Consider the following 23,474-nt stretch of genomic DNA (forward strand, 5'->3'; position numbering starts at 1 on the left):
CCCCACTCCCTCTAATGACGTACCGATTAGCCCCAATAAAAACAGGTACACCTCATGAGTGGCGAAAGAAACGTCGAGCAATGGAAAACGTTCATCGAAAGCTGCCTGGACTTCCGCCCCGTAGAAGGCGTATTCCGCATCGCCCGGGACATGTTCACCGAGCCGCAGTTGTTCGATCTGGAAATGGAGATGATCTTCGAGAAGAACTGGATCTACGCCTGCCACGAAAGCGAGCTGGCCAACAACCACGACTTCGTGACCCTGCGCGCCGGCCGCCAGCCGATGATCATCACCCGCGACGGTGACGGTCAGCTCAATGCACTGATCAACGCCTGCCAGCATCGCGGCACGACGCTGACCCGCGTCGGCAAGGGCAACCAGTCGACCTTCACCTGCCCCTTCCATGCCTGGTGCTACAAAAGCGATGGCCGCCTGGTCAAGGTCAAGGCGCCGGGCGAGTACCCGGAAGGCTTCGACAAAGCTACCCGCGGCCTGAAAAAGGCGCGTATCCAGAGCTACAAGGGATTCGTCTTCATCAGCCTTGATGTGCAGGCCGACAACAGCCTGGAAGACTTCCTCGGCGATGCCAAAGTGTTCTTTGACATGATGGTCGCCCAGTCGCCGACCGGTGAGCTGGAAGTGCTGCCCGGCAAGTCGGCGTACACCTACGACGGCAACTGGAAACTGCAGAACGAAAACGGCCTCGACGGTTATCACGTCAGCACAGTGCACTACAACTACGTGGCCACGGTGCAGCATCGCCAGCAGGTCAACAGCGAGAACGGCACCGCCGCCAGCGGCACCCTCGACTACAGCAAGCTCGGCGCCGGCGACGCCAATACCGATGATGGCTGGTTCGCGTTCGATAACGGACACAGCCTGCTGTTCAGCGACATGCCAAACCCGTCGGTACGCTCCGGCTACGCGACCATCATGCCGCGACTGATCGAAGAACACGGCCAGCAAAAGGCCGAGTGGATGATGCATCGCCTGCGCAACCTGAACATCTATCCGAGCCTGTTTTTCCTCGATCAGATCAGCTCGCAATTGCGCATCATCCGCCCGGTGGCGTGGAACAAGACCGAAATCATCAGCCAGTGCCTGGGGGTCAAGAACGAGTCGGACGCCGACCGCGAAAACCGCATTCGCCAGTTCGAGGATTTCTTCAACGTCTCGGGCCTGGGCACACCGGATGACCTGGTGGAGTTCCGTGAAGCCCAGCGTGGTTTCCAGGCACGCCTGGAGCGCTGGAGCGACATATCCCGCGGCAGTCACCGCTGGGCCAGCGGCGCCACGCCCAACAGCGAGGCGATCGGCATTGCCCCGGCCATGACCGGCACTGAATTCACCCACGAAGGGCTGTACGTCAACCAGCACAGCAACTGGCAGAAATTCCTGCTGGACGGTCTGGACGCCAAATCCCTGAAACTCCGTGAGGTGCAATGATGAATGCGCAATTGCAGTACCAGATCGAACAGTTTTTCTATCGTAAATCCGAACTGTGCGACGCCCAGGACTGGGATGCCTACCTCCAGCTGTTTGCCGGACACAGCGAGTTCCACTTGCCGCAATGGGACTCCGAACACGTCTACACCCGTGATCCCAAGCGCGAAATGTCGCTGATCTACTACCCCAACCGTTCAGGCCTGGAAGACCGTGTGTTCCGCCTGCGTACGGGCAAGTCCGCGTCCTCGACGCCGATGCCGCGCACCCTGCATCAGATCAGCAACGTGCGAATCGGCGAGCTTGCAAATGGCGAGCTGGAGGTGCGCCTGAACTGGCACACGCTGTACTACCGCCTGGCCACGGCCGAGCAGTTTTTCGGCCGCGCGACCTATCACCTCAAGCCCCACGCCGATAGCTGGCTGATCACCCGCAAGCATGTGTTGCTGCTCAACGACACCATCAACTCGGTACTCGACTTCTACCACCTGTGAATCCAAGGAGACCGGGGCATGAACCATAAGGTCGCGTTCAGCTTTGCCGACGGCAAAACGCTGTTCTTTCCCGTACAACCCAACGAAATCCTGCTCGACGCTGCCTTGCGCAATGGCATCAACATTCCTCTGGATTGCCGCGAAGGTGTCTGCGGAACCTGCCAGGGGCGATGCGAATCAGGCGATTACAGCCAGGACTATGTGGATGAGGAAGCCCTCTCCAGCCAGGACCTGCAACAACGCAAAATGCTCACCTGCCAGACACGGGTCAAATCCGACGCGGCGTTCTACTTCGACTTCGCGTCCAGCCTGTGCAACGCCGCCGGCCCCGATCAACTCAGGGCAACAGTCACCAATGTCAAACAGGTCTCGGCCAGCACGGCGATCCTGCATCTGAACCTGGGCAATGCGGGGCAATCGCTGGATTACCTGCCCGGACAGTACGCCCGGCTGTTGATTCCGGGAACCGAAAACAAGCGCTCCTACTCGTTCGCCAATCGGCCGAGCGCCAGCAATGAGCTGCAGTTTCTGATTCGCCTGCTTCCCGATGGCGTAATGAGCAACTACATCCGCGAACGCTGCCAGGTGGGGGACGAAATTGCCCTGGAGGCACCGCTGGGGGCGTTTTATCTGCGACACGTCGCCAGGCCGTTGATCCTGGTGGCCGGTGGCACCGGTCTTTCGGCATTGCTGGGCATGCTCGACGAACTCGCCGAACGCGGCTGCGAGCAACCCGTGCACTTGTACTACGGCGTGCGCGATGCGGCCGATTTGTGCGAACAGGCGCGTATCCAGGCGTATGAACAACGCATCCCTGGGTTTCGCTACACCGAGGTGGTCAGCGAACCGTCGCCGCACTGGACCGGCAAGCGCGGCTACATTGCCGAACACTTCGACGTCGCGGAACTGCGCGATGGCCAGGTCGATATGTACGTCTGTGGGCCGCCGCCTATGGTGGAGTCGATCAAGACCTGGCTGCTGGCACAGGCACTGGACAACGTGCAGCTGTACTACGAGAAATTCACCGAGAGTAATGCCTGACACCGCTCACCCGAAGGGGGCGCCAGGCTGGCGCCCCTTCAGATCTGATGAATGGGTTGTGAAGTACTCAACGGCCGCAAAATCGCCCTGACCGGACTGGCATCCAGATGAGCGAACCGCAGCGGCAAGGCGATCAGTTCATAATCGCCCTCCGGGACCTCGTCCAGCACGATGCCTTCCAGGATCGCCATGTGATGGCGGGCCACGGCGCCGTGGGAGTCCATGGTCCTGGATTGCTGCGGGTCCAGTGACGGCGTATCGATGCCGATCAAGCGCACGCCAAGGCTCGCCAGCAGGTCGATGGTTTCCTTGGCAACCGCCGTGAAATTCGAATCCCAGGTCGTCAGCGGTGCCTGTCGATAGGTTCGCAGCAGCACACGCTCGGGCACATTGTGCAAACGCCCTTCCAGTTGCCCCGGCTGCACCAGCTCGCCGCTGTCCAGACAATGCAAAACACGGCAAGGGCCGATATAGACGTCCAACCCGACCTCGCCAATCGCCGCGCCGTCGGCGCTGTAATGCAGCGGTGCATCGACGTGGGCGCCGGTATGGGGCGACAGGGTGATGCGTCCGACATTCACCGGACACTCGGGACCGTAGGTCCAGACACGCTCCTCCTGAAAGGGCGTGTCACCCGGCCAGGTCGGTGTCTCGCTACTCAAGGGTGGACTGATGTCCCACAACGCTGTGTTTTTTGTCATCGCCATGCTCACGGTGGTTTCCGGGAGAAATGATACGAGCGACAGGCGTGAAGATTCGTGCAAAAAACCCGGAGCAACGCACGGGATTTCGCATAAACCACTATGAATGAGCGGTATTGCGGCAGGAAATTTCAAAGACACGAAGTCGAAAAAAAGTCGCAAGCCCCGTGATTCTTCAGGGCTTGCGACGCTTTGACGATACGTCCCTCAAACGCCCGGGACGTAATCTACGGGTATGCCCGTGGTGTTCGCCATCGAACGTGCGGGCCTAGTTCTCTACCTCAACCGTGTCGAAATCCGGCGCGTCCGGGGCATCCGGCGCATCCGCTACATCCTCTCTGGCAGCCTTCGCCTTGGCTTTGTCAGCCTCTTTGACTGCCTTGTCAGCCTCTCTGGCTACGTTCGCCTTCGCCTTGGCTTTGTCAGCCTCTTTGACTGCCTTGTCAGCCTCTCTGGCTACGTTCGCCTTGGCCTTGGCTGCGTCCCTGGCAGCATCTGCGTCGGCCTTGGCTGCGTCTCTGGCAGCATCCGCGTCGGCCTTGGCGGCGTCACGGGCTGCATCCGCGGCGGCACGTGCAGCGTCTCTGGCTGCATCTGCATCTGCGCGCGGTACGCCAGCAGCTCTTGCGGCATCCCGGGCGGCATCCGCCTCAGCTCTGGCGGCGTCCCGGGCTGCATCTGCATCAGCCTTGGCCGCGTCCCGAGCTGCGTCTGCATCAGCCTTGGCCGCGTCTCTGGCTACATCAGCATCATTTCTGGCAACGCCCCTGTCTTCCGCGGCTTCCCTGGCAGCGTCCCTGGCGTCTTCCGCGGCTTCCCTTGCAGCGTCACCGGCGTCTTCTGCAGCTTCCCTGGCTGCATCTGCGGCGTTATCCGCGTCGTTGTCATCGTCGTTGTCACGCGCGTCTTTGTCTTTTGCTTTGCCTGGGCCTCTGTTTCCGGCCATTCCACCATGGTCATCGTCGTTGTCATGCGCTTTGCCCGGGCCTTTGTTCCCGGCTACACCACCATGGTCAGCGTCGCCGCGCCCCGAACCTCCACGACCGTCACCGTCATGGCCTGTTGCACCATGACCGCCACCCTCTCCTCCATGGCCGCCGCCGTCGCCACCGTGACCACCGCCTCCAGAACCTCCACTACCGGAGCCACCGCCACCGTGGCCGCCTCCGCCGCCGTCACCACCGTGACCGCCGCCTCCGGAACCACCGCCACCACCGGAGCCACCGCCACCACCGTGACCACCCCCGCCGGAACCGCCGCCACCACCGTGACCACCCCCGCCGGAACCGCCGCCACCRCCGTGACCGCCACCGCCTCCACCGCTACCACCACCGCCGCTGCCGCCATCTTTGGCATACACGCTGGAGAAACTACTGATGTAATCGGGCACCAGGACAGTCGATGCCGACAGGACCCCGCCTATTGCCAGAGCCAACAAACATTTCTTGAGCAGCATGATGCACCTCCGTTTGGAGTTGCGTTTTCACCTCCGTATCGAACGCAATGTCCAGTGAGTTCCCGGCCGCCCATTGGAGCGGCCCGCCAACCGGCACGGCCATAAATCTGCAGCAACAATGAACCACTGCGGTTTCCGTACGATCCCTCGGAGCCAGCTGGAATCTTTGCGTGGGAAATATTCCCACACCACTTAGATTAGCCCTGTCAGCCCAAGTGTCAACGACCGGGTATCCGGTCCGGGGCATGCGTTGAGCAGTCGGCCAAAAGCAGAAAGAGGACGCGGCAATAGCAAATGAGTGGCTATGCTTGGTTTGTTGCCAGGCTCTCCTGGCAACCCGTGAAAGGAGGCGTTTGAAATGCAACTCATCACGTTGAAAATCGAAAAGCCGGATGTGACGAACTTCATTCTGGGACAGACGCACTTCATCAAGTCCGTCGAGGACATCCACGAAGCGCTGGTCAATACCGTGCCAGGGATCCAGTTTGGCATGGCCTTTTGTGAAGCCTCCGGCAAATGCCTGGTGCGATGGTCCGGCACCGATAACTCAATGATTGAACTTGCACAAAAGAATGCGAAAGCCATCGCCGCAGGCCATAGCTTCATCATTTTCCTGGGCGACGGTTTCTATCCGTTGAACGTGTTGAACACCATCAAAATGGTTCCAGAGGTATGCCGTATTTTTTGTGCAACAGCCAATTCAACCGAAGTGATCCTCGCTGAAACGCAGCAAGGGCGAGCAATCCTGGGCGTAGTGGATGGCTTTTGTGCCAACGACATCGAAGGCGATGAAGACATCCTGTGGCGCAAGAACTTGCTGCGCCAGATTGGCTACAAGCAGTGAGTTGCAGAACGAACCCCACCCACGCTCAACCGGCGCATGGTATTCGGCGCATGACGCCCTGTTTGGGAGGCTGGCCTGAGCAGCCCCCTGATGTAACGAATCAAGTCAAAATGTTTACCTGCAGGGCAGATCCTTATACGATGAAGTCCGTTTCTACTGCTCTCCATCGGGCCTGAGCAGTCCGTGGTTACTATGCATGAGAATGCGACTTAACAAATTGTGCTCTAAGGCCATGCAAGATTTTGCGCGGCAAACAAGCAAAAAACGTATAAAAGTTCATTCATTCATACAGTCAAATAAAATAACATTGAGCACCTGAACGATGAACAACCCTGATTTACTGACTGAAAGCCCCAAAGCCTTCAGCATAGTTATAGTAAATTACAAAACACCAGAAATCACCAAGATATGCCTGGACTTATTACACCAGCATTTTGGCAGCAACAGCGTTCCAGTATGGGTAGTTGATAACTATTCCGCCGACGAGAGCACTGAGTATTTACGAACTCTTGACTGGATCAACTTGATCGAGCGCTCTATTTCCGAACCAGAAGCGGGACATATTGCGCATGGCAAGGCACTTGACCTTGTCTTGGAGCGAATAGACACCGATTATTTATTCCTGATGCACACCGATACATTTGTTTTCGACAAAAATGTATTTTCGATGATGCTGAATAAATGCCTGAAAAATCCAAACGTCGTGGCCGTCGGTTGTGTCGAGCAAATAAACCGCGGCACCATGAGAACTGCGTGGCGCTTTAGCTCACGACTATTCAAGCATCACTTCAGACGCCTGAAAATCTCCATGGGATTGCGTTCAAGAGAACCAAAGCCGTACAAAGAAGTCTATTTGAAAAGCTTCTGCACATTGTGGAATTGCAAACTTGTAAAACAGCACAACATGCACTTTTCGATGGATGATCGCGTGCCTGGCTATACTCTTCAGGACCGCATGACCGCGCTGGGTTATATCGTAGAGATGATATCGCCGCGTAAAATCTTCAGTTATCTGGATCACATTCAGGCCGGCACTGTTGCAGCGGCTGGTGGCTATGATAAAACTCATAGACGAACCAAAATGTACAACAACATCCTTAAGCGTCTGAACAAGGATGACAGAACAAATTAAGCTACGAACAGACGCAACGAGCAGTGCATTCAACATTGCTCCAAGTCACCCACAAGTCTTTATATCAAGTTACTGGAGCGGTAATGGCACCCATCACTCAAGCACTACCTATCACCCTGTCCCCGGAGCTTGATTTCGACCAAAATGCCGCCAGTGCCCTTGGTGCCTCGTTGACCGACCGCTATGTTCAGGCTACGCCATTTCCGCACATAGTCATCGATAACTTCTTGCACGAAGACCTGATTGCGAGCATCTGCTCGCACTTCCCGGTCGAACCAACCAACAATGAAATGCTCTACGAGCGCGGCTATAAAGGTCAACGCAAACGTCAAATCAGTCCCAACGAATGTGACCCTTTTTTGAAGACTGTTTTCAATGCGTTTAACTCGGCCCCCATGTTGCAGTTTCTTGAAAAGCTCACAGGCATCGAAGGACTGATACCTGACCCCTACTTTAGCGGTGGTGGCCTGCACGAAACAAAAAGCGGTGGTTTCCTGGGGGTACACTCGGACTTCCGGCTCAACAAAAAACTTAATGTCGAGCGCAGACTGAATATCATCATTTATCTGAATGAAGACTGGCAGGAGGAATACGGCGGCAACCTGGAACTTTGGGATGTCGGCATGAAGAACTGCCTTAAAAAAGTACTGCCCATTTACAATCGCTGCGTCATTTTCAACACAGACAAAGACAGTAATCATGGGCACCCGGAGCCTTTAACGACTCCAGAGCACATTACCCGCAGGTCTATCGCGCTTTATTACTATACCGCGGGAACCATGGCGATCGATCCGGCACAAAGAAACAAGACCCACTACAAACCAAGGCCCAAGGATCGTTTAAGCCTGAAGTACTACATTAATAAACTGATCAGGAAGAAAAACTGAACTGCAAAATGCCCGGGAGCGGACAATGACGTCATACCGCTGACCAGCAGGAACTGTCCCGGTATGCCGGTACGGCGGATAACGGGCAGGAATCAGAAAGCGTGGCTGAGCAACAGTCCGGCCTCGCCGTCCGGGCTGGCGTCGGAAAAACCCTTGACGGCATACAACTGAAACTTCCACTCCTGATTGAGCTTGTGCGTAAGGAAGAGTGTGAGTTCCTTGATTTCGTCGCCGGTGGAAACAACTTTTTGCCGCCAGTCGTAGGACACACCCGCCGTGGTGCGCGCGAACACGGGCATGGCGAAGCCCAGGCCGGCGAATATCGGGTTGTCGAAGTCGGAGCCCGACGGGTCGCCGAACTTTTTCCAGCCCAGGGTCGCGAACCCGGTCACGGGACCGAAGGCTTTGGCGACATCGACCTGGGCGGAATAGTCGGTTTTGCCGGTGCCCAGGCACTCGTCTTCATCGGCGGTGGGCAACTTGACCTTGCCGATCAGGTCCACGAACAGCCCGCCAACGCTGCCGTCAAGCACGGCATAGTCGGCACCGGCAACGGTGTCGCCCAGACCGCTTTCCACCTTGCCGCAACCGCCGGGCAGCGGTTCGCCGCCAGGGCCGACCGAAGGATTGGTGATGCGTAGCCAGGGCACGGTGAGCTTGTAGGTCATGGGACCGGTTTCGTATCTGCCCACCAGCGGGACGTACCAGGTTTCGGACGTAGTACCGGTGCCATAGTCGCCCCGGGAGTAGTCGGTTCCGATCGAGGTCGTGAAGGTATCGGCCAAGGCCGGCAAGGCCAGGCTGGCAAGCCAACCGACGAGCAGGATGCGCTTGGGATCCATGTTCACCTCGTGTCTGGCGTCATCGAAGTTCACACGCATGTTTTGTTGCGTGACTTACCCAGACTAGTTACTTATGACGAAAGTGCATCATGGCTGCGCTGCTTAACCCGACCTGCCGGAGTGATCGATTTTTTCAGCTGGCTCCACTTTCTCGACTTTTTCTGGCCGATCAACTTTTTCGATCTTCTCAACTTTTTCCGGCCGATCGACTTTCTCAACCTTCTCTGGCCGATCAACCTTCTCGACTTTCTCCGGACGTTCTACCTTCTCTACTTTCTCTACCCGCTCTACCCTCTCCACTTTCTCGACTTTACCGGATTGATCGACCTTCTCGACTCGCTCTGACTTGCCAGACTTGTCCACATCAACGCGCTCTATCTTGTCGCCACCGCCATGACTGTCACCGCCCCCGTGGCGGGTATCGTCGATGACACTGCCTGTACTCTCGGAGCGGCCGCTCCTGTCACTGCCCGAGTTTCCCGAACCCCGCGAACTGCCGGAATTGCCGGAATTGCCGGAGTCTCCGGAGTTTCCTGAGCCACTTGAGCCGCTCGAGTTGCCCGAGCCACTTGAGTCGTCGGTGTCTTGCTCGCTGGAACCGAGTCGTCCGTGCCGGTTGCTGGCGGGCGAATCGGAGCGCTCGCGAGGCAATTCGATCCGCGTTGCCTGCACCTCCCGCGCGCCGGTGAACACGCCGTTGATCCGCACGCGTCGATCCAGACCCAGCTGCGAAGCCTGCACACCGACAAACACGGTGTCGTGCGCCAGCGTCACATTAAAGCCGCCCACCACCAGATGGCGGTCCTGCCGGCCCTGTACCAGCCCCTCGATCACCGCATTGTGTGCCCGGCCAATGAAAGGCAGGCTCGGATCGGGGCGGCTTTGGTTCACGTCCAGCTCGCGACCGGACCAGTGGCCGCGCACCAGCATTTCCTGCGCCGGGCCTGGGTGATTGCTGAGCTTGAGCCCCTGGAGATAGCCGCTGCGATCCACCGGGCCGATGGCACTGGCCTCCTTGAGGCCGGGCGCCCGATCGATGCGACTAGCCACCACTTCGCCACGAGCATCGCGCAGCCCGCTGACCCGTACGGGATCACCCGGGCGCAGACCGGCAGCGACCTGGGCACCCTTGGCCAGGCGTACCGGCTGCCCCATGACACGCATGGGCATGGAATCGCGCGGCAGCGCTGTCAAAGGACCTTCGTAGGCGTGCAGGATAGAAATGCGTCCGGCCTCCAGACCGCGCCGGGAGTTGAACGCTTGCACGGCAACCACTTGGCCTATCGCCAGGCGGGTACTGGAACTGGCGATACCGTTCTCGCTGACAGGAACGTTGTTGTTGAAGTGCACTTCCACGCCATTGACGCAGATCGAGGCGAACCCGGTGATGGTGCCGACAATGCCGGTGCCACCGACTCCTCCGTTATCGTCGCTGATGCCTGTCCCCCCCACGCCGCCTGCAACGGCCCCGGTGCCGCCAATGCCGCCAGGGCGTTTTTTCAACGGTGCGCCGGTACCACCGACTCCACCGTTGTCGGCGTCGATCCCGGTACCGCCCATGCCGCCAGGCGCTGCGCCCGTACCGCCGGTGCCCCCTGGTGCCTGGATGACCGGCACTTCGCTGGTGCCCGCGTCATTCTGGCTGACACAGGCTGGGGCGGCTTGCAGCACAATCGCAAACCCGAGGCCCAGAACGAGGGCGATTGCACGAATCAGGCGCAATTTGACGGTCATGATTCAGGAGCTTTTGGTGAATTGGGATCGGAAGCTTCAGTGTAGAAGTACAGGCCGACCGTGATGCGCTGGCGCGGCTCAAGGCTGGGCAGGTCCCGGAATTCCAGTTCGGCGGCGAGTCGGTTGAAGCTCAACAGGGCCTGCATTCCCTCGCTGGCCACGGCCTCGCGCAACGCCTCGACGCTCATCGGGGCCAATGCATCATAGTGGACACTGCGTTCAAAAAAGGCCGGGCCTTCGCTGCTCAGGTTGTGTACCGCAGCGCAGGCATGATCATGCAGATTATGCCCCAGGTAAGCCGCTTTCTCATCGAAGCCCTTTTGTGGCACGAAGGCCTGGGCTTCAAGGTGCACGCGCTCTTTTTCGTCGAGGCGCACGATCCCCAGGCGCAGCCACTCGTCCAACACCACCCGTGCCCTGATATCCGTGCTGACCTTCGCCACCAGGGCGTCAAAGGAACGGTCGCCACCGACACTGGCCAATCGAGGCAGTGGCTGTGGCTGGCCGGCGTCGTTGCAAAAGGGCGCGCTGGCCCAGGCGTTGACCAGTTGCGCACCGAACGTGATGTTTTCCGGAAGCGTGGAAGCAGCCGGATCGCCGGTATTGCGCAGGCGCCGTACATCCTTGCGATGCACACCGGTGAGCAGGCTGATGCGGCTGTCGCTCGGCGCCTTCTCGCCCAGGCGAAACTCACGGTCCGCCACTTCGACGAAAACCTCCTTGAGCAGGTCGGCAAACACCAGGTAGGTGACGCCTTTGCGCAGCATCAGGCGCACCAGCGGCTGCATGACATGCCGCAAGGCTTTGAGGAGCGAGGTGGGCAGCGTGGATGATTGCATTCAGCGAATTCCTGGGTAGATAACCCCAGTATAGCCGCGTGGGAAATAATCCCATGAATTTACAAAGCGCGGTGCCAACGCAATACCCGTTGCAATCCGGGAACATCTTGGGAGAAGCCTGAATTTCATGCGCGGGAATTATTCCCGCGCAATGAAGCTAGCCCGAGTTTACAGGGATGAAATACGCTCTGTCGGGCGCTACCCCGGTACCGAGGATTTTTGCGCACCGACACTGCCCGCCCTGCCGGCGACTGCCAGTGCCACACAACAAGCCAGTAACGAGAATGCGGCGAATGCGCCCATCACATGCAGGTAAGGCAACACGTGATTCCAGGCTCGAGCCACCCCCAGGAAAGCGGCGAACAGCCAACCGCTCATGGAAAGCGCCCCCAACAGGGCGAGTCGCGTGCGGCCTGCACTGCGCAGTGCGACGAAGGGAGCCTTTTGCAGCAGTGGGAAGCCGACTCGATGCAACAGTGCACCGTTGAGGCTCAACAGTGCGACGACCGTCACCTTGGCCCAGAGTTTCTGATTGAGCAGATACGCCTCGCCTTCATAGAGATAACCCTGAAGCACCAGCAACAGCCCGCTTGCCCATAGAGCCAGCAATGCGAGGCTGACAATTTTCTGGGTTTCATCGAGGTATTCAAGCCTCGCCTGGTCCAGTAATTCCTTGCGCCAACTCCAAAGCTTGTGATCCGCCTGCAACACCCTCCCCAGGGCAATACACGTAGCGAGCAGATGACCGTACACGAGAAGCATTTTGAGCATTGCCTTGACCTTATTATTGTTTTGGCGCGGCGTTCCCTGCTTCGCTGACTTGAAAACGAATGATACAAATTTGCAATTGCGCTTTCAAGACAAAAGCCAAATAACATTTGGCAGCACCAACCGCCATACGACTTTCGTCGAACATGAAGCCGGTCATTCCCGTGGCGGATAATCGCCCGCTACACCCGCAGCGGCGAGGTGCGCACGGGCTCGTTCGAGGCGTCAGGCAGCGATAGCCAGCGTCTGTGTCGTGCAGGTGAAATTAAGCTTGGGCTAAGGTTGTCTCGTTAGTCTTCGACACTTTCGGGTAGTCGAGCATTTCGAAGATGGGCTGTGTCGATACAAGCGCCAAACCTCCGTTCAGCATCGTTCTGGTTAATTACAAAACCCCCGAGCTCACCAGGATCTGCCTGGAGCTGTTGCAGGAGCCTGCACAAAAATCAGGTATTGCGGTCTGGGTGGTCGATAACGGTTCGGCGGACGCCAGCGTCGAGTATTTGCGCTCACTGGACTGGATCAACCTGATCGAGCGCGATGCCCCCGCCAAAGAACCGGGGCACATCGCCCATGGCAAAGCGCTGGACATGGCGCTGGCCAGAATCAATACCGACTACCTGTTCCTGATGCACACCGACACGTTCATCTTCGATGCAAACGTCTTTGCGATGATGATGGACTACTGCACCAAGGATCAAAACGTCATCGCGGTCGGTTGCACCGAGCAACTCAACCGCGGACTGCCAAGGACCGTGTGGCGCTTCACTTCACGCCTGTTCAAGCACCACTACCGACGCCTGAAGCAATCGCTGGGCCTGCGCTCGAAAGACCCGAAGCCCTACCGGGAAACCCACTTGAAAAGCTTTTGCACGTTATGGAATGGCAGGCTGATCAAGCAGCGCGGTTTGCATTTTCAGATCGATGACCGTGTGCCCGGTTATGAGCTGCAAGACCGCGTGATCGGGCTTGGCTACAAAGTCGTGTTTCTTTCGCCCGGCAAAATATTCAAGTACCTGGACCACGTCCAGGCCGGCACCGTCGCCGCTGCTGGCGGCTATGGCCAGAATCACCGGCGGACCAAGATGTACCAGGACATTCTCAAGCGCTTCGGTACAACCAACTCCTCAATGCCTTGAACAAGCCCGCGCCTACAAAAAAGCCCACTGACCGTCGCCGGTTCAGTGGGCTTTTCGCATCAGGCTTAGACTGACTTACTGTTGCAGGATAAAGGTCGCCAGGCTTTTCAGGTCGTCCGGGCTCAACTGCGCGTAAGGCGGCATGGGGACATCTCCCCACTTCCCGCTACCGCCGTGCTGGATGCTCGACATAATCCGGTCCATTGCCTGCGGGTCCCTGGCATATTTGGCCGCCACATCGCGGTAGGCGGGGCCCAGCACTTTGTGATCGATCGCGTGGCAGGACAGGCAGGCGTTGTTCTGCAGCAAGGCCTTGGCGTCGACTTTTGCCACGGACACCGCCGGGGTTTGGGGCGCCGGGGCGTTCGAGGCCGCCAGAACATCGGCATCATTGGCCTTCGCACTGCCGTAGGTCACCGCCAGGTAAGCGCCAATAACACTCACATCCTGGTCGCTGATCGGAGCGCCATACACGTGCTGCATCTTGCCCGCTTCGGCGGTCCATTGCGCCAGGCTCAGGCCCGGCGGCTGGAAATTGATGTAATCGGCCGAATGGCAGACGGAACACTTCTGCTGCGCCAACGGGTAGCCAGGCATCGAGCTGGGCTTGAACGCAGCCGTTTCAGGCGGCAGCGTGATCGATAGCGGCGCGGCGCCTGCCAGGGTCGTCAGGCAAACCTGAGCGGCGCACAGCAAGGCGGTCATGCATTTCACAAATTTCATGCGGTCCTCCTCAGGCGACGGTCACGTGGGTGGTTTCGATGACGTGGCGGCGGTAGCCCGCGGGGTTCCAGTCGGCTTGTAACGGCTGTGTCTCGCCAGCGCTGTTGCTCGCTCGCACCATCAACTGCGTGGCGCCCTTGCCGGTAAAGGTGATCGGCAGTGTCCACTCACGAAAGGAGAAACGACCAAGGTCTTGCCCGAGCGTGGATTCACGCCAGGTTTTTCCGCCGTCGATCGACACCTCCACCTTGTTGACCCCAACGCCCCCGTCGAACGCAATGCCCTTGAGCACCATGCTTTTATTCAGCGGCAATACATCGCCGTGTTTAACGCTGGTGATGAAACTGCGCACCGGCAATTTGGAAATCGGCAGGGTTTTCGCCGCCGTGGTGCCGGGGGCAATGCACAAGCATTCGTTATCCGGAAGCCGGTACCCCTTGGCCATGAAGAATCCGTCGTAGGTATGGTCGAGGACTTCGATCTCACTCAGGTGCTTGACCCAGTACGTACCGAAGTAGCCTGGCACCACCAGACGAATCGGGTAACCGTTGAGAAACGGCAGGTCGGTGCCATTCATCGACCAGGCGATCATCGGCTCGCCGTCCATGGCATGGCTGATGTCCAGCGCCTTGATAAACTCCGGCGTGCTCGGCAGCACAGGTTTATCGAGCCCACGGAAAGTCACTTGCCGGGCCTCGGCTTTTACCCCCGCCTTTTCCAGCACAGCCTTGAGCGGTACCCCCACCCACCGCGCATTACCCATGGAGCCATTGCCCAACTGAGCACCGAACACGCGAGGCATCGAGAAGCCACGGCTGTTACCCGAACACTGATTGACGGCCACCACCTCTACCGGTGTGGCGAGGGCCTTGAGCTCGGCAAGGGAAAGCGACAGCGGCGTGTCGACCGCCCCCTTGATCGTCAGGCGGTAGCTGTCCGGATCGATGCTGGTCGGGAAATTGGCCAGGTGGTAACGCACGAAAAAAGCGTCATTGGGCGTGATCGGCCCTTCATTGAAGACGGGGAATGGCGTCTCCAGATGCGGCGGCCGAGTGGTCACCAGGGTCAACGGACGTTTTTGCGGGTATTGCACCAGCGGCCGTGGGCCGGCGGCAAAGGTCACTTCCTCGGCGGATTCGCTGGCCGCTGCGGACTCGTCGGCTGCCCTGGCCAGGCTTGCCAACGGCGAGGCCGCCAAAGCCAGGGTGAAAGCATCGCGCAAGACCCGTCGGCGGGTCGGCTGGCTATTGTCTACAAAACTGAACTTCATTCTGCGCTCTCTATGATTGTTTTATTGAGATGCAACTGACAGTCCCTCGTCAGGGTGAAGAGGCATCGGCCTGAAGGTGCCAGTGCGGTTTCGCTTTACGGTTCGACTTCGGAAAACAAACCAGTATCGTCACGTGCAAGCGGGCTGCTTCACATTGAGCGTCAGGGACTTTGCAATTGATGACAGGGGGTGGCGAAACGTTCGGCATAGAGAGGTTTTGTTTGAAACGATGTCTTTGTTGTCGCCCACAAAAAAACCCACTGACCGTTACCGGTTCAGTGGGCTTTTTTTGATCCGGCAGTCTAATTAGAGAGCCATATCACTCGCAGCACTAGCCTTCGGAGCCTTCGCATCCGTATCGACAGTCACTGGTTTCACAGCCGGCGCGATCACCGCGGGTGGCGGAGTCAGTTCCAGCACCTTGGCGGTGTAGGCCCATTCCTCAGCAACCTTCTCAGGGCTGGCGTTCAGTTGGGTGCCGTAGCTCGGTACGATCTGGTGCAGTTTTGCCTGCCAGTCAGGGGTCGCGACCTTGTCCTTGAACACTTTCTGCAGCACGGTCAGCATGATCGGTGCGGCGGTCGATGCGCCTGGGGAGGCGCCCAGCAGGCCGGCGATGCTGCCGTCCTGGGAAGCGACGATTTCGGTGCCCAGTTTCAGCACGCCACCGGCGGCTTCGTCACGCTTGATGATCTGCACGCGCTGGCCGGCTTGCCACAGGCGCCAGTCTTCAGCCTTGGCGTTCGGGAAGTATTCCTTCAGGGCGTTGAGGCGGTCTTCGTCAGACAGCATCAGCTGGCCTGCCAGGTACTCCACCAGCGGGTATTCCTTGATGCCGACCTTGGTCATTGGCCACACGTTGTGGGTGGTCGTGGTGGTCAGCAGGTCCAGGTACGAACCTTCTTTGAGGAACTTGGTGCTGAAGGTCGCGAACGGGCCAAACAGGATCACGCGCTTGCCGTCCAGCACGCGGGTGTCCAGGTGCGGAACCGACATCGGCGGTGCGCCAACGGAGGCTTTGCCGTAGGCCTTGGCCAGGTGTTGCTCGGCGATGGTCGGGTTCTCGGTCACCAGGAACGAGCCGCCTACCGGGAAGCCAGCGTATTCCTTGGCTTCAGGAATGCCGGACTTCTGCAGCAGGTGCAGGGCACCGCCGCCGGCGCCGATGAACACGAACCTGGCGTCGGTTTCGGTCTTGCTGCCGTCTTTGAGGTTCTTGTAGCTGACGCGCCAGCTGCCGTCTTCGTTCCTGGTGATGTCCTGTACTTCGCTGGACAGCTTCAAGTCGAACTTCGGCGTGGTTTGCAGGTGTGCAACGAACTGGCGGGTGATTTCGCCGAAGTTTACGTCGGTACCCAGCGGGCTCCAGGTGGCCGCGATTTTCTGGCTCGGGTCACGCCCTTCCATCATCAGCGGTACCCACTGCTTGATCACAGCCGGGTCTTCGGAGTACTGCATGCCGGCGAACAGCGGGCTCGCTTGCAGGGCTTCGTAGCGTTTTTTCAGGAACTTGATGTTGTCATCGCCCCACACGAAGCTCATGTGCGGCGTGGAGTTGATGAACGAACGCGGGTTCTTCAGCACGCCTTGCTGAACCTGCCAGGCCCAGAACTGACGGGAGATCTGGAACGCTTCGTTGATTTCAACGGCCTTCGGGATCGAAACCTTGCCGTTCTCGTCTTCCGGGGTGTAGTTCAGCTCGGCCAGGGCGGAGTGACCGGTACCGGCGTTGTTCCAGCCGTTGGAGCTTTCCTGGGCGACGCCGTCGAGGCGCTCGATCATTTGCATCGAGGTGCCGGGTTCCAGCTCGTTGAGCCACACACCCAGGGTCGCGCTCATGATGCCGCCACCGATCAGCAGCACATCGACTTTCTTGGCTTCTTCCGCGTGGACGGCAGACATCCCCATCGACAAAGCCAGCCCCAGCAGGGCCGTGTTCACTTTTTTAAACATCTGTAGCACCTATGATAAAACGCCATCCGCCCTTCCATCCTCATGCGCACTGCCCCGTATTTCACGGCAGTCACGAGTGCGGCACTCAAGGATTGCAGGGTGGGCACACAAGGCCGATGAACCGCATCGACCCCACTTTAATGTCCCTTCTGAACTGACTTCTTATCTTTATTGGCTTCAGCTACTTGAGCGACAGTGATTCCGTCGGCACGTCTCAAGGACACGCAAACTGAACAGGTCAAACCAAGTTGTCGCCAAGAATATCACGACAAGGCTTACCCGCGCGTCTGTTCCCGACCGGTTAGTCCGGGCCCGGGCGCCCGGCCTTCTATACTCATCCTGTTTTTTCCCAACGCGTGTGTGAGCAACAGCCATCAGCGACAGGAGCCAGTCATGAGCGACAAAGACGATCTGCGCAAGTACTCCTCTCAAGTGATCGACGGCGTGGAGGCCGCACCGGCACGCGCCATGTTGCGGGCCGTGGGCTTTACCGATGCAGACTTCACCAAGCCGCAGATCGGCATCGCCTCGACCTGGGCCATGGTCACGCCTTGCAACATGCACATCGACAAGCTGGCGCTCGAAGCCGAAAAAGGCGCGAATGCCGCCGGGGCCAAGGGCGTGATCTTCAACACCATCACCATTTCCGATGGCATCGCCAACGGCACCGAAGGCATGAAGTATTCCCTGGTGTCCCGCGAGGTGATCGCCGACTCCATCGAAGTGGTCACCGGTTGCGAGGGTTTCGATGGCCTGGTGACCATCGGCGGCTGCGACAAGAACATGCCGGGCTGCCTGATCGGCATGGCGCGACTCAATCGCCCGTCGATCTTTGTCTATGGCGGCACCATCCAGCCGGGTGCCGGCCACACCGACATCATTTCCGTGTTCGAGGCCGTGGGCCAGCACGCGCGGGGCGACATCAGCGAGATCCAGGTCAAGCAGATCGAGGAAGTGGCGATTCCCGGCCCCGGTTCCTGTGGCGGCATGTACACCGCCAACACCATGGCCTCGGCCATTGAAGCCTTGGGCATGAGCCTGCCCGGTTCCAGCTCCCAGGACGCCATCGGCGGCGACAAGGCTTCGGACAGCTTCCGCGCCGGCCAGCAGGTGATGGAGCTGCTCAAGCTCGACCTCAAGCCTCGCGACATCATGACCCGCAAAGCCTTCGAGAACGCCATTCGCGTGGTGATCGCCCTCGCCGGCTCGACCAACGCCGTGCTGCATCTGCTGGCCATGGCCAATGCGGTGGACGTCGAGCTGACCCTGGATGACTTCGTTGAGTTGGGCAAGGTTTCCCCGGTGGTCGCCGACCTGCGCCCCAGCGGTCAATACATGATGAGCGAACTGGTGGCCATCGGCGGCATTCAACCGCTGATGAAGCGCATGCTCGACGCCGGCATGCTGCACGGCGATGTGCTGACCGTCACCGGCCAGACCCTGGCGCAAAACCTGGCCAGCGTGCCCGACTACCCCGCCGGCCAGGACGTGATCCGGCCTTTCGACCAGCCGATCAAGAAGGACTCTCACCTGGTCATTCTGCGCGGCAACCTCTCGCCCACCGGCGCCGTGGCCAAGATCACCGGCAAGGAAGGCCTGCGTTTCGAAGGCACGGCCCGGGTCTATCACGGCGAGGAAGGTGCGCTGGCCGGCATTCTCAATGGCGAAGTGCAGCCCGGCGATGTCATCGTGATCCGCTACGAAGGGCCCAAGGGCGGCCCGGGCATGCGCGAAATGCTCTCGCCGACCTCCGCGGTCATGGGCAAGGGCCTCGGCAAGGAGGTGGCGCTGATCACCGACGGGCGTTTTTCCGGTGGTTCCCACGGTTTCGTGGTCGGGCATATCACGCCGGAAGCCTTTGAAGGCGGGCCGATTGCGCTGGTCGAGAATGGCGACAGGATCATCATCGATGCGCAAACCCGGCAGATCACGGTGGATGTCTCCGATGCCGTGCTGGCCGAGCGCAAGTCGCGTTGGGTGCGGCCGCCATCCAAGTACACGCGCGGGGTGTTGGCCAAGTATGCGAAGACGGTGTCCAGTGCTTCGGAGGGGGCTGTGACGGATAAGTACCTGTAAGGTTTGAGTCTGGCGCTGTTTGGTCTAATGCCATCGCGAGCAGGCGGCCTGTCAGGCAACCTCTACTTCAAAGCCTGAACCGATCACCTTGCAGTCGTCATTGCTTGCTTTTGCACCCTGTCGCGCAAGGACACCGGCAACAGGCTGACAAACGCCCCGGCAACCGCGATGGCCATGTCCTTTTGCGAATCCCACGGATCGTTTTGCGCGCCGACGAAGGCCTTCGCCGTGTCATTGCCCAGGAAGGCACCGCCAACCCACTCCACCAGTTCATACAAGGCGGATGTCGACAGCATGATGTTCAGGGTCACGAAAAACAGCCAGAACCCGCGCAGCGGCGTCAGTCGCCGCAGCACTTCGCGCACCGGATAAGCCAGCAGCAACCCATAGCTCAGATGCACCAGGCGGTCGTAGTGATTGCGGTGTGTACCTGCCGCCCGGTCAAAACTGAAGCCCAACCACGCCGAAGACCAGTGATCGTAAGGCACCAGGGAATAGGTGTAATGGGCGCCCAATTCATGCACGCACAGAAACGCAAACACCAGCGTGATGGACATCGCCGACAAGCGGAACCGACGAGATACCGCCACCAAAGTCCCCACCAGCAACAGCACCAGCAGGTTCTCCAGCGCCCAGTCCACCCGACTGCGGGGAGAAAAACCCGACGCCACGACCACCAGCACAAACACCATGAGCAACGTCAGGTCGAACCGTATACGCGGATCAGGCTGCATGGCGTACTACCTCGAAGTCAGGGCATCGCCTTTTTAACTTCGAGGCAAGGGCACCAGGCAAGTTCGCTTTTTTCCTCTGCCTCATGATAAGTTGTACGATGACTGATGAATGCTCATCCAGTCATCGCGCTATCCCTACAACAACAAGGAAACACCCATGAAAAAAGCAAAAGTGCTGATCGGTTTTCTGTGCCTGTTCAGCGGCTACGTCGCCGCCACCCCGGCCGCCGCGGACAAGGATGTGGCCCAGGCGGTCGACCACCTGACCCAGGCCATGCTGCACAAAGACATCCCGGAACTGAACGCCTTGACCGCCGAGAACCTGACCTACGGGCATTCCAGCGGCAAGATCCAGGACAAGCAGGCCTTCATCGCCGACATCGAAACCGGCAAAAGCGCGTTCAAGACCCTTGAGATGCAGAACCAGACCATAACCGTCTCCGGCGATGTCGCGCTGGTTCGTCACCACTTCTCGGCGCAAGCGCTCAAAGGCACCGAAGTGGTGCCGACGGAAATCGAAAACCTCCAGATCTGGCAAAAGCAGGACGGCAAATGGCTGTTGGTGGGACGGCAGGCGTTCAAGTTCTGATGCCCGCGTAAAGAAGCCGCACCGCTCCCACAAGGTTTTCGGGTGAATCAACTACCTTTCCACTCCCTGGGACTGAGCCCGGTTTTACGCCGAAACGCCCGGGCCAGCGCCGAGGGGCTCTCATAACCAACTTCCTCGGCAATCAGCGCAATCGGCCGGCCCTCGCGCAGGCGTTTCTGGGCCAGGCTGATGCGCCAGCTCACCAGGTAATCCACCGGCGTCTGCCCGACGACCCGGCGAAAATGCTCGGCGAAACTGGCCCGCGACATGTTGGCGGCAACCGAGAGTTCGGCCACGCTCCAGGCCTTGGACGGGGTTTGATGCATCAGGCTCAGGGGCCGCGCCAGGCGCGCATCGGCGAGGCCGGCCAGCATGCCCGGTTGCTGGCCTGTGGTGCTCAGGATGTGCCGCAGCAACAGAATCACCAGCAGCTCGAACAGACGATCCATCACCGCTTCGCGCCCGCAAGTACCGTCGAACGCCTCGTTGAACAGCCATTCCAGGGTCCCGGCCAGGGTCGGGATTTCATCGAGCTTGAGCACCAGATAATCCGGCAGCGCCGCCGCCAGGGCATTGCCCGCACCGCCGTCGAAATCCAGGGTCGCGCACACCAGCTGCGTGCCGGACGACTCAGACGCAAACAGGCGATGTCGATAGGGCCGGGGGAAAAAGATCAGGCTCGGTTCGGTCAGTTGCAGGTCCGGCTGGTCGCCCATCTTGAGCAGTAACTCGCCCGCTTGAAGCAGGTGCAAATGACCGCTGGCCTGTTGTCCGTCGTAGGCGGCGGTGCCGCAGAACGTACCGCTATGGAAAGTGCCGGCATTGACGCCGAAGTGTGTGAGCAACGTAGACAAGCGATCCATGACAGGCTCCCGGAAGCAGTTCTGGACGATCTGTCGCATATCCTCGACGATTCGCACCCAAAACACCAGGCACTCTCCCTAACATCAGCTCCGTAGCCAGCGCATACCGCGCTTCACACCACGGAGTATCACCATGACCCGCATTACCCCGATCAGCCTGGAACACGCCACCGACGCCACCCGCCCGCTGCTGGAAGGCGTGCAGAAGAAAATCGGTTTTCTGCCCAATCTCTTCAAAGTACTGGCCCATGCCCCAGCGGTGCTAGCCTCGTATCTGCAAAACTCAGCCGCACTGAGCAAGACATCCCTGAGCGCCACGGAAAAGGAAGCGGTGTTCCTTGCCACCTCGCAGGTCAACGGTTGCGACTACTGCCTGGCGGCTCACACGCTGTTCGCCGGCAAGGCCGGGCTGTCGAAGCAGGACATCCTCAGCGCACGACACGGCGAGCTCAACGCCATTGCCGCCCTCGCCCGCCAGATCACCGAAAGCCGTGGTCACCTGACCGTCGAGCAGCTCGCCGCTGCCCGTAGCGCCGGTATCGACGACAGCAAGATCATCGAAGTGATCGCCCATGTGGCTTCGCAGACATTGACCAACTACCTGAACAATGCTGTGCTGACCGACATCGACTTCCCGGCCATCGACGCCTGAATGAATCGTTGACTCAGGCAAAAGAGTAACCGTGGCGAGGGAGCTTGCTCCCGTTGGACTGCGCAGCAGTCCCAGCTTTTCGTATGAAGAGCCGGGGCCGCTTCGCTGCCCAGCGGGAGCAAGCTCCCTCGCCACAGGTGCAGTGTCACATCTGATTGACCGGAATCACCAATCGGTCAGGTATTGGTTTTCAGCTTGGTCCACAACCGCGTGCTCAACCGTGCAATGGCCGCGGGCAAGTCCTCGACGGTAAACAGCTTGTCCATCACGCTCTTGGGCGGATAGATCGCCAGGTCCTGCTTCACCGCCGGGTCGACGAAGGCATCCGCCGCACTGTTGGGGTTGGCGTAGTGGATGCTGTTGCTGATGTTGGCAATCACCTTCGGCTCCAGCAGGTAGTTCATGTAGGCGTAGCCGTTCTTCTCGTGTGGCGCGCTCTTGGGCATGACCACCATGTCCAGCCACAAGGTGGAACCCTCGTCCGGGATCGAGTAGGCAATGTCGATCCCGTTTTTCGCCTCCCTGGCACTCGCGGCGGCCTGCACGATGTCGCCGTTGAAACCGATCACCGCGCAGACGTTGCCGTTGGCCAGGTCGCTGATGTACTTGGACGCGTGGAAATACTGGACGTAAGGCCGGATTTTCAGCAGCGCCTGCTCGGCTTTCTTGTAGTCGGCCGGCTCATGGCTGTGGGGTGGCAGGCCCAGGTAATTGAGGGTGATCGGCAGGATCTGCGTCGGGTTGTCAATGATCGCCACCCCACACTCGCTGAGCTTCTTGATGTTGTTTTCGTCGAAGAACAGGCTCCAGGACCGGGTGACGTCGGTATTGCCGAAGATCGCCTTGATCTTCTCGACGTTGTAGCCGATGCCCGCCGTGCCCCACATGTAGGGGTAGCCGTACTGGTTGCCCGGATCGTTGACCTCAAGCTTTTTCATCAGCGCCGGGTCGAGGTTTTTCCAGTTGGGCAACTGGCTCCTGTCGAGTTTCTGGATGGCCCCGGCCTTGATCAGGCGTGACAGGAAGTGGTTCGACGGGCTGACCACGTCATACCCGGTGTTGCCGGTCATCAGCTTCGATTCCAGCACTTCGTTGCTGTCGTGGATGTCGTAGGTCGCCTTGATCCCGGTGTCCCGGGTGAAATTGGCCAGGGTGTCATCGGCGATGTAGCCGTTCCAGTTGGAAATGTTTACGGTTTCGTCGGCATGGGTGACAGCGGAAAACGTCGAAATCAGGGCCACAAGGGAAAGCGTATTGACGCGCATGTTGAATCACCTTCGATGGGAAGTGCTTTTGT

24 protein-coding genes are annotated in these 23,474 nt (G+C 59.1%); 10 read left to right on the forward strand and 14 right to left on the reverse strand.

The features are described 5' to 3' along the window. The first annotated feature begins 54 nt into the window (after nt 1-54). Genes antA through antC form a run of 3 tightly spaced genes read left to right on the forward strand, consistent with a single transcriptional unit; the run spans nt 55 to nt 2,978 of the window. Nucleotides 55-1,446: an anthranilate 1,2-dioxygenase large subunit gene (gene antA / locus ASD95_RS05210; protein ID WP_056723009.1), complete on the forward strand. Its 1,392-nt coding sequence runs from the start codon at nt 55-57 to the stop codon at nt 1,444-1,446. Beyond that, on the forward strand, nt 1,446-1,937 hold the full coding sequence (antB, locus tag ASD95_RS05215; protein WP_056723011.1) for an anthranilate 1,2-dioxygenase small subunit: 492 nt from the start codon (nt 1,446-1,448) through the stop codon (nt 1,935-1,937). The genes antA and antB overlap by 1 nt, the downstream gene beginning before the upstream one ends. A gap of 18 nt (nt 1,938-1,955) precedes the next feature. Then, on the forward strand, nt 1,956-2,978 hold the full coding sequence (gene antC / locus ASD95_RS05220; protein ID WP_056723013.1) for an anthranilate 1,2-dioxygenase electron transfer component AntC: 1,023 nt from the start codon (nt 1,956-1,958) through the stop codon (nt 2,976-2,978). Nucleotides 2,979-3,016: 38 nt separating this feature from the next. On the opposite strand, the gene kynB is transcribed toward antC, so the two are convergent. From kynB to ASD95_RS30045, 3 genes are all read right to left on the reverse strand, one after another. After that, nucleotides 3,017-3,679 (reverse strand): arylformamidase, encoded by a 663-nt coding sequence (gene kynB, locus ASD95_RS05225; protein WP_056723141.1) that lies wholly within the window; start codon nt 3,677-3,679, stop codon nt 3,017-3,019. Between the two features lie 268 nt (nt 3,680-3,947). Next, a complete protein-coding gene (locus ASD95_RS29580) occupies nt 3,948-4,625 on the reverse strand; it encodes a hypothetical protein (RefSeq protein ID WP_236709713.1) in 678 nt (225 codons plus the stop codon). A 53-nt stretch (nt 4,626-4,678) separates the two neighbouring features. Beyond that, entirely contained in the window at nt 4,679-5,035 is a 357-nt protein-coding gene (locus ASD95_RS30045) for a hypothetical protein (RefSeq protein ID WP_056848046.1), read from the reverse strand. Between the two features lie 458 nt (nt 5,036-5,493). Between ASD95_RS30045 and ASD95_RS05240 the strand changes: the two genes are divergently transcribed. From ASD95_RS05240 to ASD95_RS05250, 3 genes are all read left to right on the forward strand, one after another. Next, a complete protein-coding gene (locus tag ASD95_RS05240; protein ID WP_056723017.1) occupies nt 5,494-5,979 on the forward strand; it encodes an adenosine-specific kinase in 486 nt (161 codons plus the stop codon). 322 nt (nt 5,980-6,301) lie between these two features. Next, nucleotides 6,302-7,111, forward strand: coding sequence for a glycosyltransferase (locus ASD95_RS05245; protein WP_056723018.1), 810 nt, complete (start codon nt 6,302-6,304; stop codon nt 7,109-7,111). A gap of 83 nt (nt 7,112-7,194) precedes the next feature. Next, the gene (locus ASD95_RS05250) at nt 7,195-7,998 is read left to right on the forward strand and encodes a 2OG-Fe(II) oxygenase (RefSeq protein ID WP_056723021.1); all 804 of its coding nucleotides are present in this window, start codon (nt 7,195-7,197) and stop codon (nt 7,996-7,998) included. Between the two features lie 92 nt (nt 7,999-8,090). On the opposite strand, the gene ASD95_RS05255 is transcribed toward ASD95_RS05250, so the two are convergent. The 5 genes from ASD95_RS05255 to ASD95_RS30050 all read right to left on the reverse strand — a co-directional run bounded on the left by ASD95_RS05255 (nt 8,091) and on the right by ASD95_RS30050 (nt 12,329). Beyond that, entirely contained in the window at nt 8,091-8,840 is a 750-nt protein-coding gene (locus ASD95_RS05255) for a hypothetical protein (protein WP_056723023.1), read from the reverse strand. A gap of 102 nt (nt 8,841-8,942) precedes the next feature. Further along, on the reverse strand, nt 8,943-10,574 hold the full coding sequence (locus ASD95_RS05260; protein WP_056723025.1) for a DUF5666 domain-containing protein: 1,632 nt from the start codon (nt 10,572-10,574) through the stop codon (nt 8,943-8,945). Continuing rightward, nucleotides 10,571-11,413 (reverse strand): DUF6502 family protein, encoded by an 843-nt coding sequence (locus tag ASD95_RS05265; RefSeq protein WP_056723028.1) that lies wholly within the window; start codon nt 11,411-11,413, stop codon nt 10,571-10,573. Before ASD95_RS05265 ends, ASD95_RS05260 begins: the two co-directional genes overlap by 4 nt. Before the next feature lie 198 nt (nt 11,414-11,611). Continuing rightward, nucleotides 11,612-12,184 carry a hypothetical protein gene (locus tag ASD95_RS05270; RefSeq protein WP_056723030.1) on the reverse strand — a complete coding sequence of 191 codons (573 nt, stop codon included), beginning with the start codon at nt 12,182-12,184 and terminating at the stop codon, nt 11,612-11,614. Nucleotides 12,185-12,197: 13 nt separating this feature from the next. After that, nucleotides 12,198-12,329: a hypothetical protein gene (locus tag ASD95_RS30050; protein ID WP_263291783.1), complete on the reverse strand. Its 132-nt coding sequence runs from the start codon at nt 12,327-12,329 to the stop codon at nt 12,198-12,200. 181 nt (nt 12,330-12,510) lie between these two features. Between ASD95_RS30050 and ASD95_RS05275 the strand changes: the two genes are divergently transcribed. Further along, nucleotides 12,511-13,317, forward strand: a complete 807-nt coding sequence (locus tag ASD95_RS05275) for a glycosyltransferase family 2 protein (RefSeq protein ID WP_056723032.1) — start codon at nt 12,511-12,513, stop codon at nt 13,315-13,317. 75 nt (nt 13,318-13,392) lie between these two features. Here the strand turns inward: ASD95_RS05275 and sorB are convergent, their stop codons facing one another. The 3 genes from sorB to mqo all read right to left on the reverse strand — a co-directional run bounded on the left by sorB (nt 13,393) and on the right by mqo (nt 17,263). Next, on the reverse strand, nt 13,393-14,040 hold the full coding sequence (gene sorB / locus ASD95_RS05280) for a SorB family sulfite dehydrogenase c-type cytochrome subunit (protein WP_056723034.1): 648 nt from the start codon (nt 14,038-14,040) through the stop codon (nt 13,393-13,395). Nucleotides 14,041-14,050: 10 nt separating this feature from the next. Then, complete coding sequence (gene sorA / locus ASD95_RS05285; protein ID WP_056723036.1) at nt 14,051-15,310, reverse strand: SorA family sulfite dehydrogenase catalytic subunit; 1,260 nt, start codon at nt 15,308-15,310, stop codon at nt 14,051-14,053. A 306-nt stretch (nt 15,311-15,616) separates the two neighbouring features. Then, nucleotides 15,617-17,263 (reverse strand): malate dehydrogenase (quinone), encoded by a 1,647-nt coding sequence (gene mqo, locus ASD95_RS05290; protein ID WP_056723037.1) that lies wholly within the window; start codon nt 17,261-17,263, stop codon nt 15,617-15,619. A gap of 393 nt (nt 17,264-17,656) precedes the next feature. On the opposite strand from mqo, the gene ilvD reads away from it, so the two are divergent. Beyond that, nucleotides 17,657-19,339: a dihydroxy-acid dehydratase gene (gene ilvD, locus ASD95_RS05295; protein WP_056723040.1), complete on the forward strand. Its 1,683-nt coding sequence runs from the start codon at nt 17,657-17,659 to the stop codon at nt 19,337-19,339. An 83-nt stretch (nt 19,340-19,422) separates the two neighbouring features. On the opposite strand, the gene ASD95_RS05300 is transcribed toward ilvD, so the two are convergent. After that, the gene (locus ASD95_RS05300; RefSeq protein WP_056723042.1) at nt 19,423-20,073 is read right to left on the reverse strand and encodes a DUF2238 domain-containing protein; all 651 of its coding nucleotides are present in this window, start codon (nt 20,071-20,073) and stop codon (nt 19,423-19,425) included. Between the two features lie 157 nt (nt 20,074-20,230). Here ASD95_RS05300 and ASD95_RS05305 point away from each other — a divergent pair, with 157 nt between their 5' ends. Beyond that, complete coding sequence (locus tag ASD95_RS05305; RefSeq protein ID WP_056723044.1) at nt 20,231-20,662, forward strand: nuclear transport factor 2 family protein; 432 nt, start codon at nt 20,231-20,233, stop codon at nt 20,660-20,662. A 47-nt stretch (nt 20,663-20,709) separates the two neighbouring features. Here ASD95_RS05305 and ASD95_RS05310 read toward each other — a convergent pair whose 3' ends face one another. Beyond that, nucleotides 20,710-21,525: an AraC family transcriptional regulator gene (locus ASD95_RS05310; RefSeq protein WP_056723046.1), complete on the reverse strand. Its 816-nt coding sequence runs from the start codon at nt 21,523-21,525 to the stop codon at nt 20,710-20,712. A 133-nt stretch (nt 21,526-21,658) separates the two neighbouring features. On the opposite strand from ASD95_RS05310, the gene ASD95_RS05315 reads away from it, so the two are divergent. Next, nucleotides 21,659-22,177: a carboxymuconolactone decarboxylase family protein gene (locus tag ASD95_RS05315; protein WP_056723048.1), complete on the forward strand. Its 519-nt coding sequence runs from the start codon at nt 21,659-21,661 to the stop codon at nt 22,175-22,177. Nucleotides 22,178-22,353: 176 nt separating this feature from the next. Here ASD95_RS05315 and ASD95_RS05320 read toward each other — a convergent pair whose 3' ends face one another. After that, a complete protein-coding gene (locus tag ASD95_RS05320; RefSeq protein ID WP_056723050.1) occupies nt 22,354-23,442 on the reverse strand; it encodes a polyamine ABC transporter substrate-binding protein in 1,089 nt (362 codons plus the stop codon). Nucleotides 23,443-23,474: the final 32 nt, after the last annotated feature.

Source organism: Pseudomonas sp. Root71 (genome assembly GCF_001429045.1).
GTDB classification, from domain to species: domain Bacteria; phylum Pseudomonadota; class Gammaproteobacteria; order Pseudomonadales; family Pseudomonadaceae; genus Aquipseudomonas; species Aquipseudomonas monachiensis.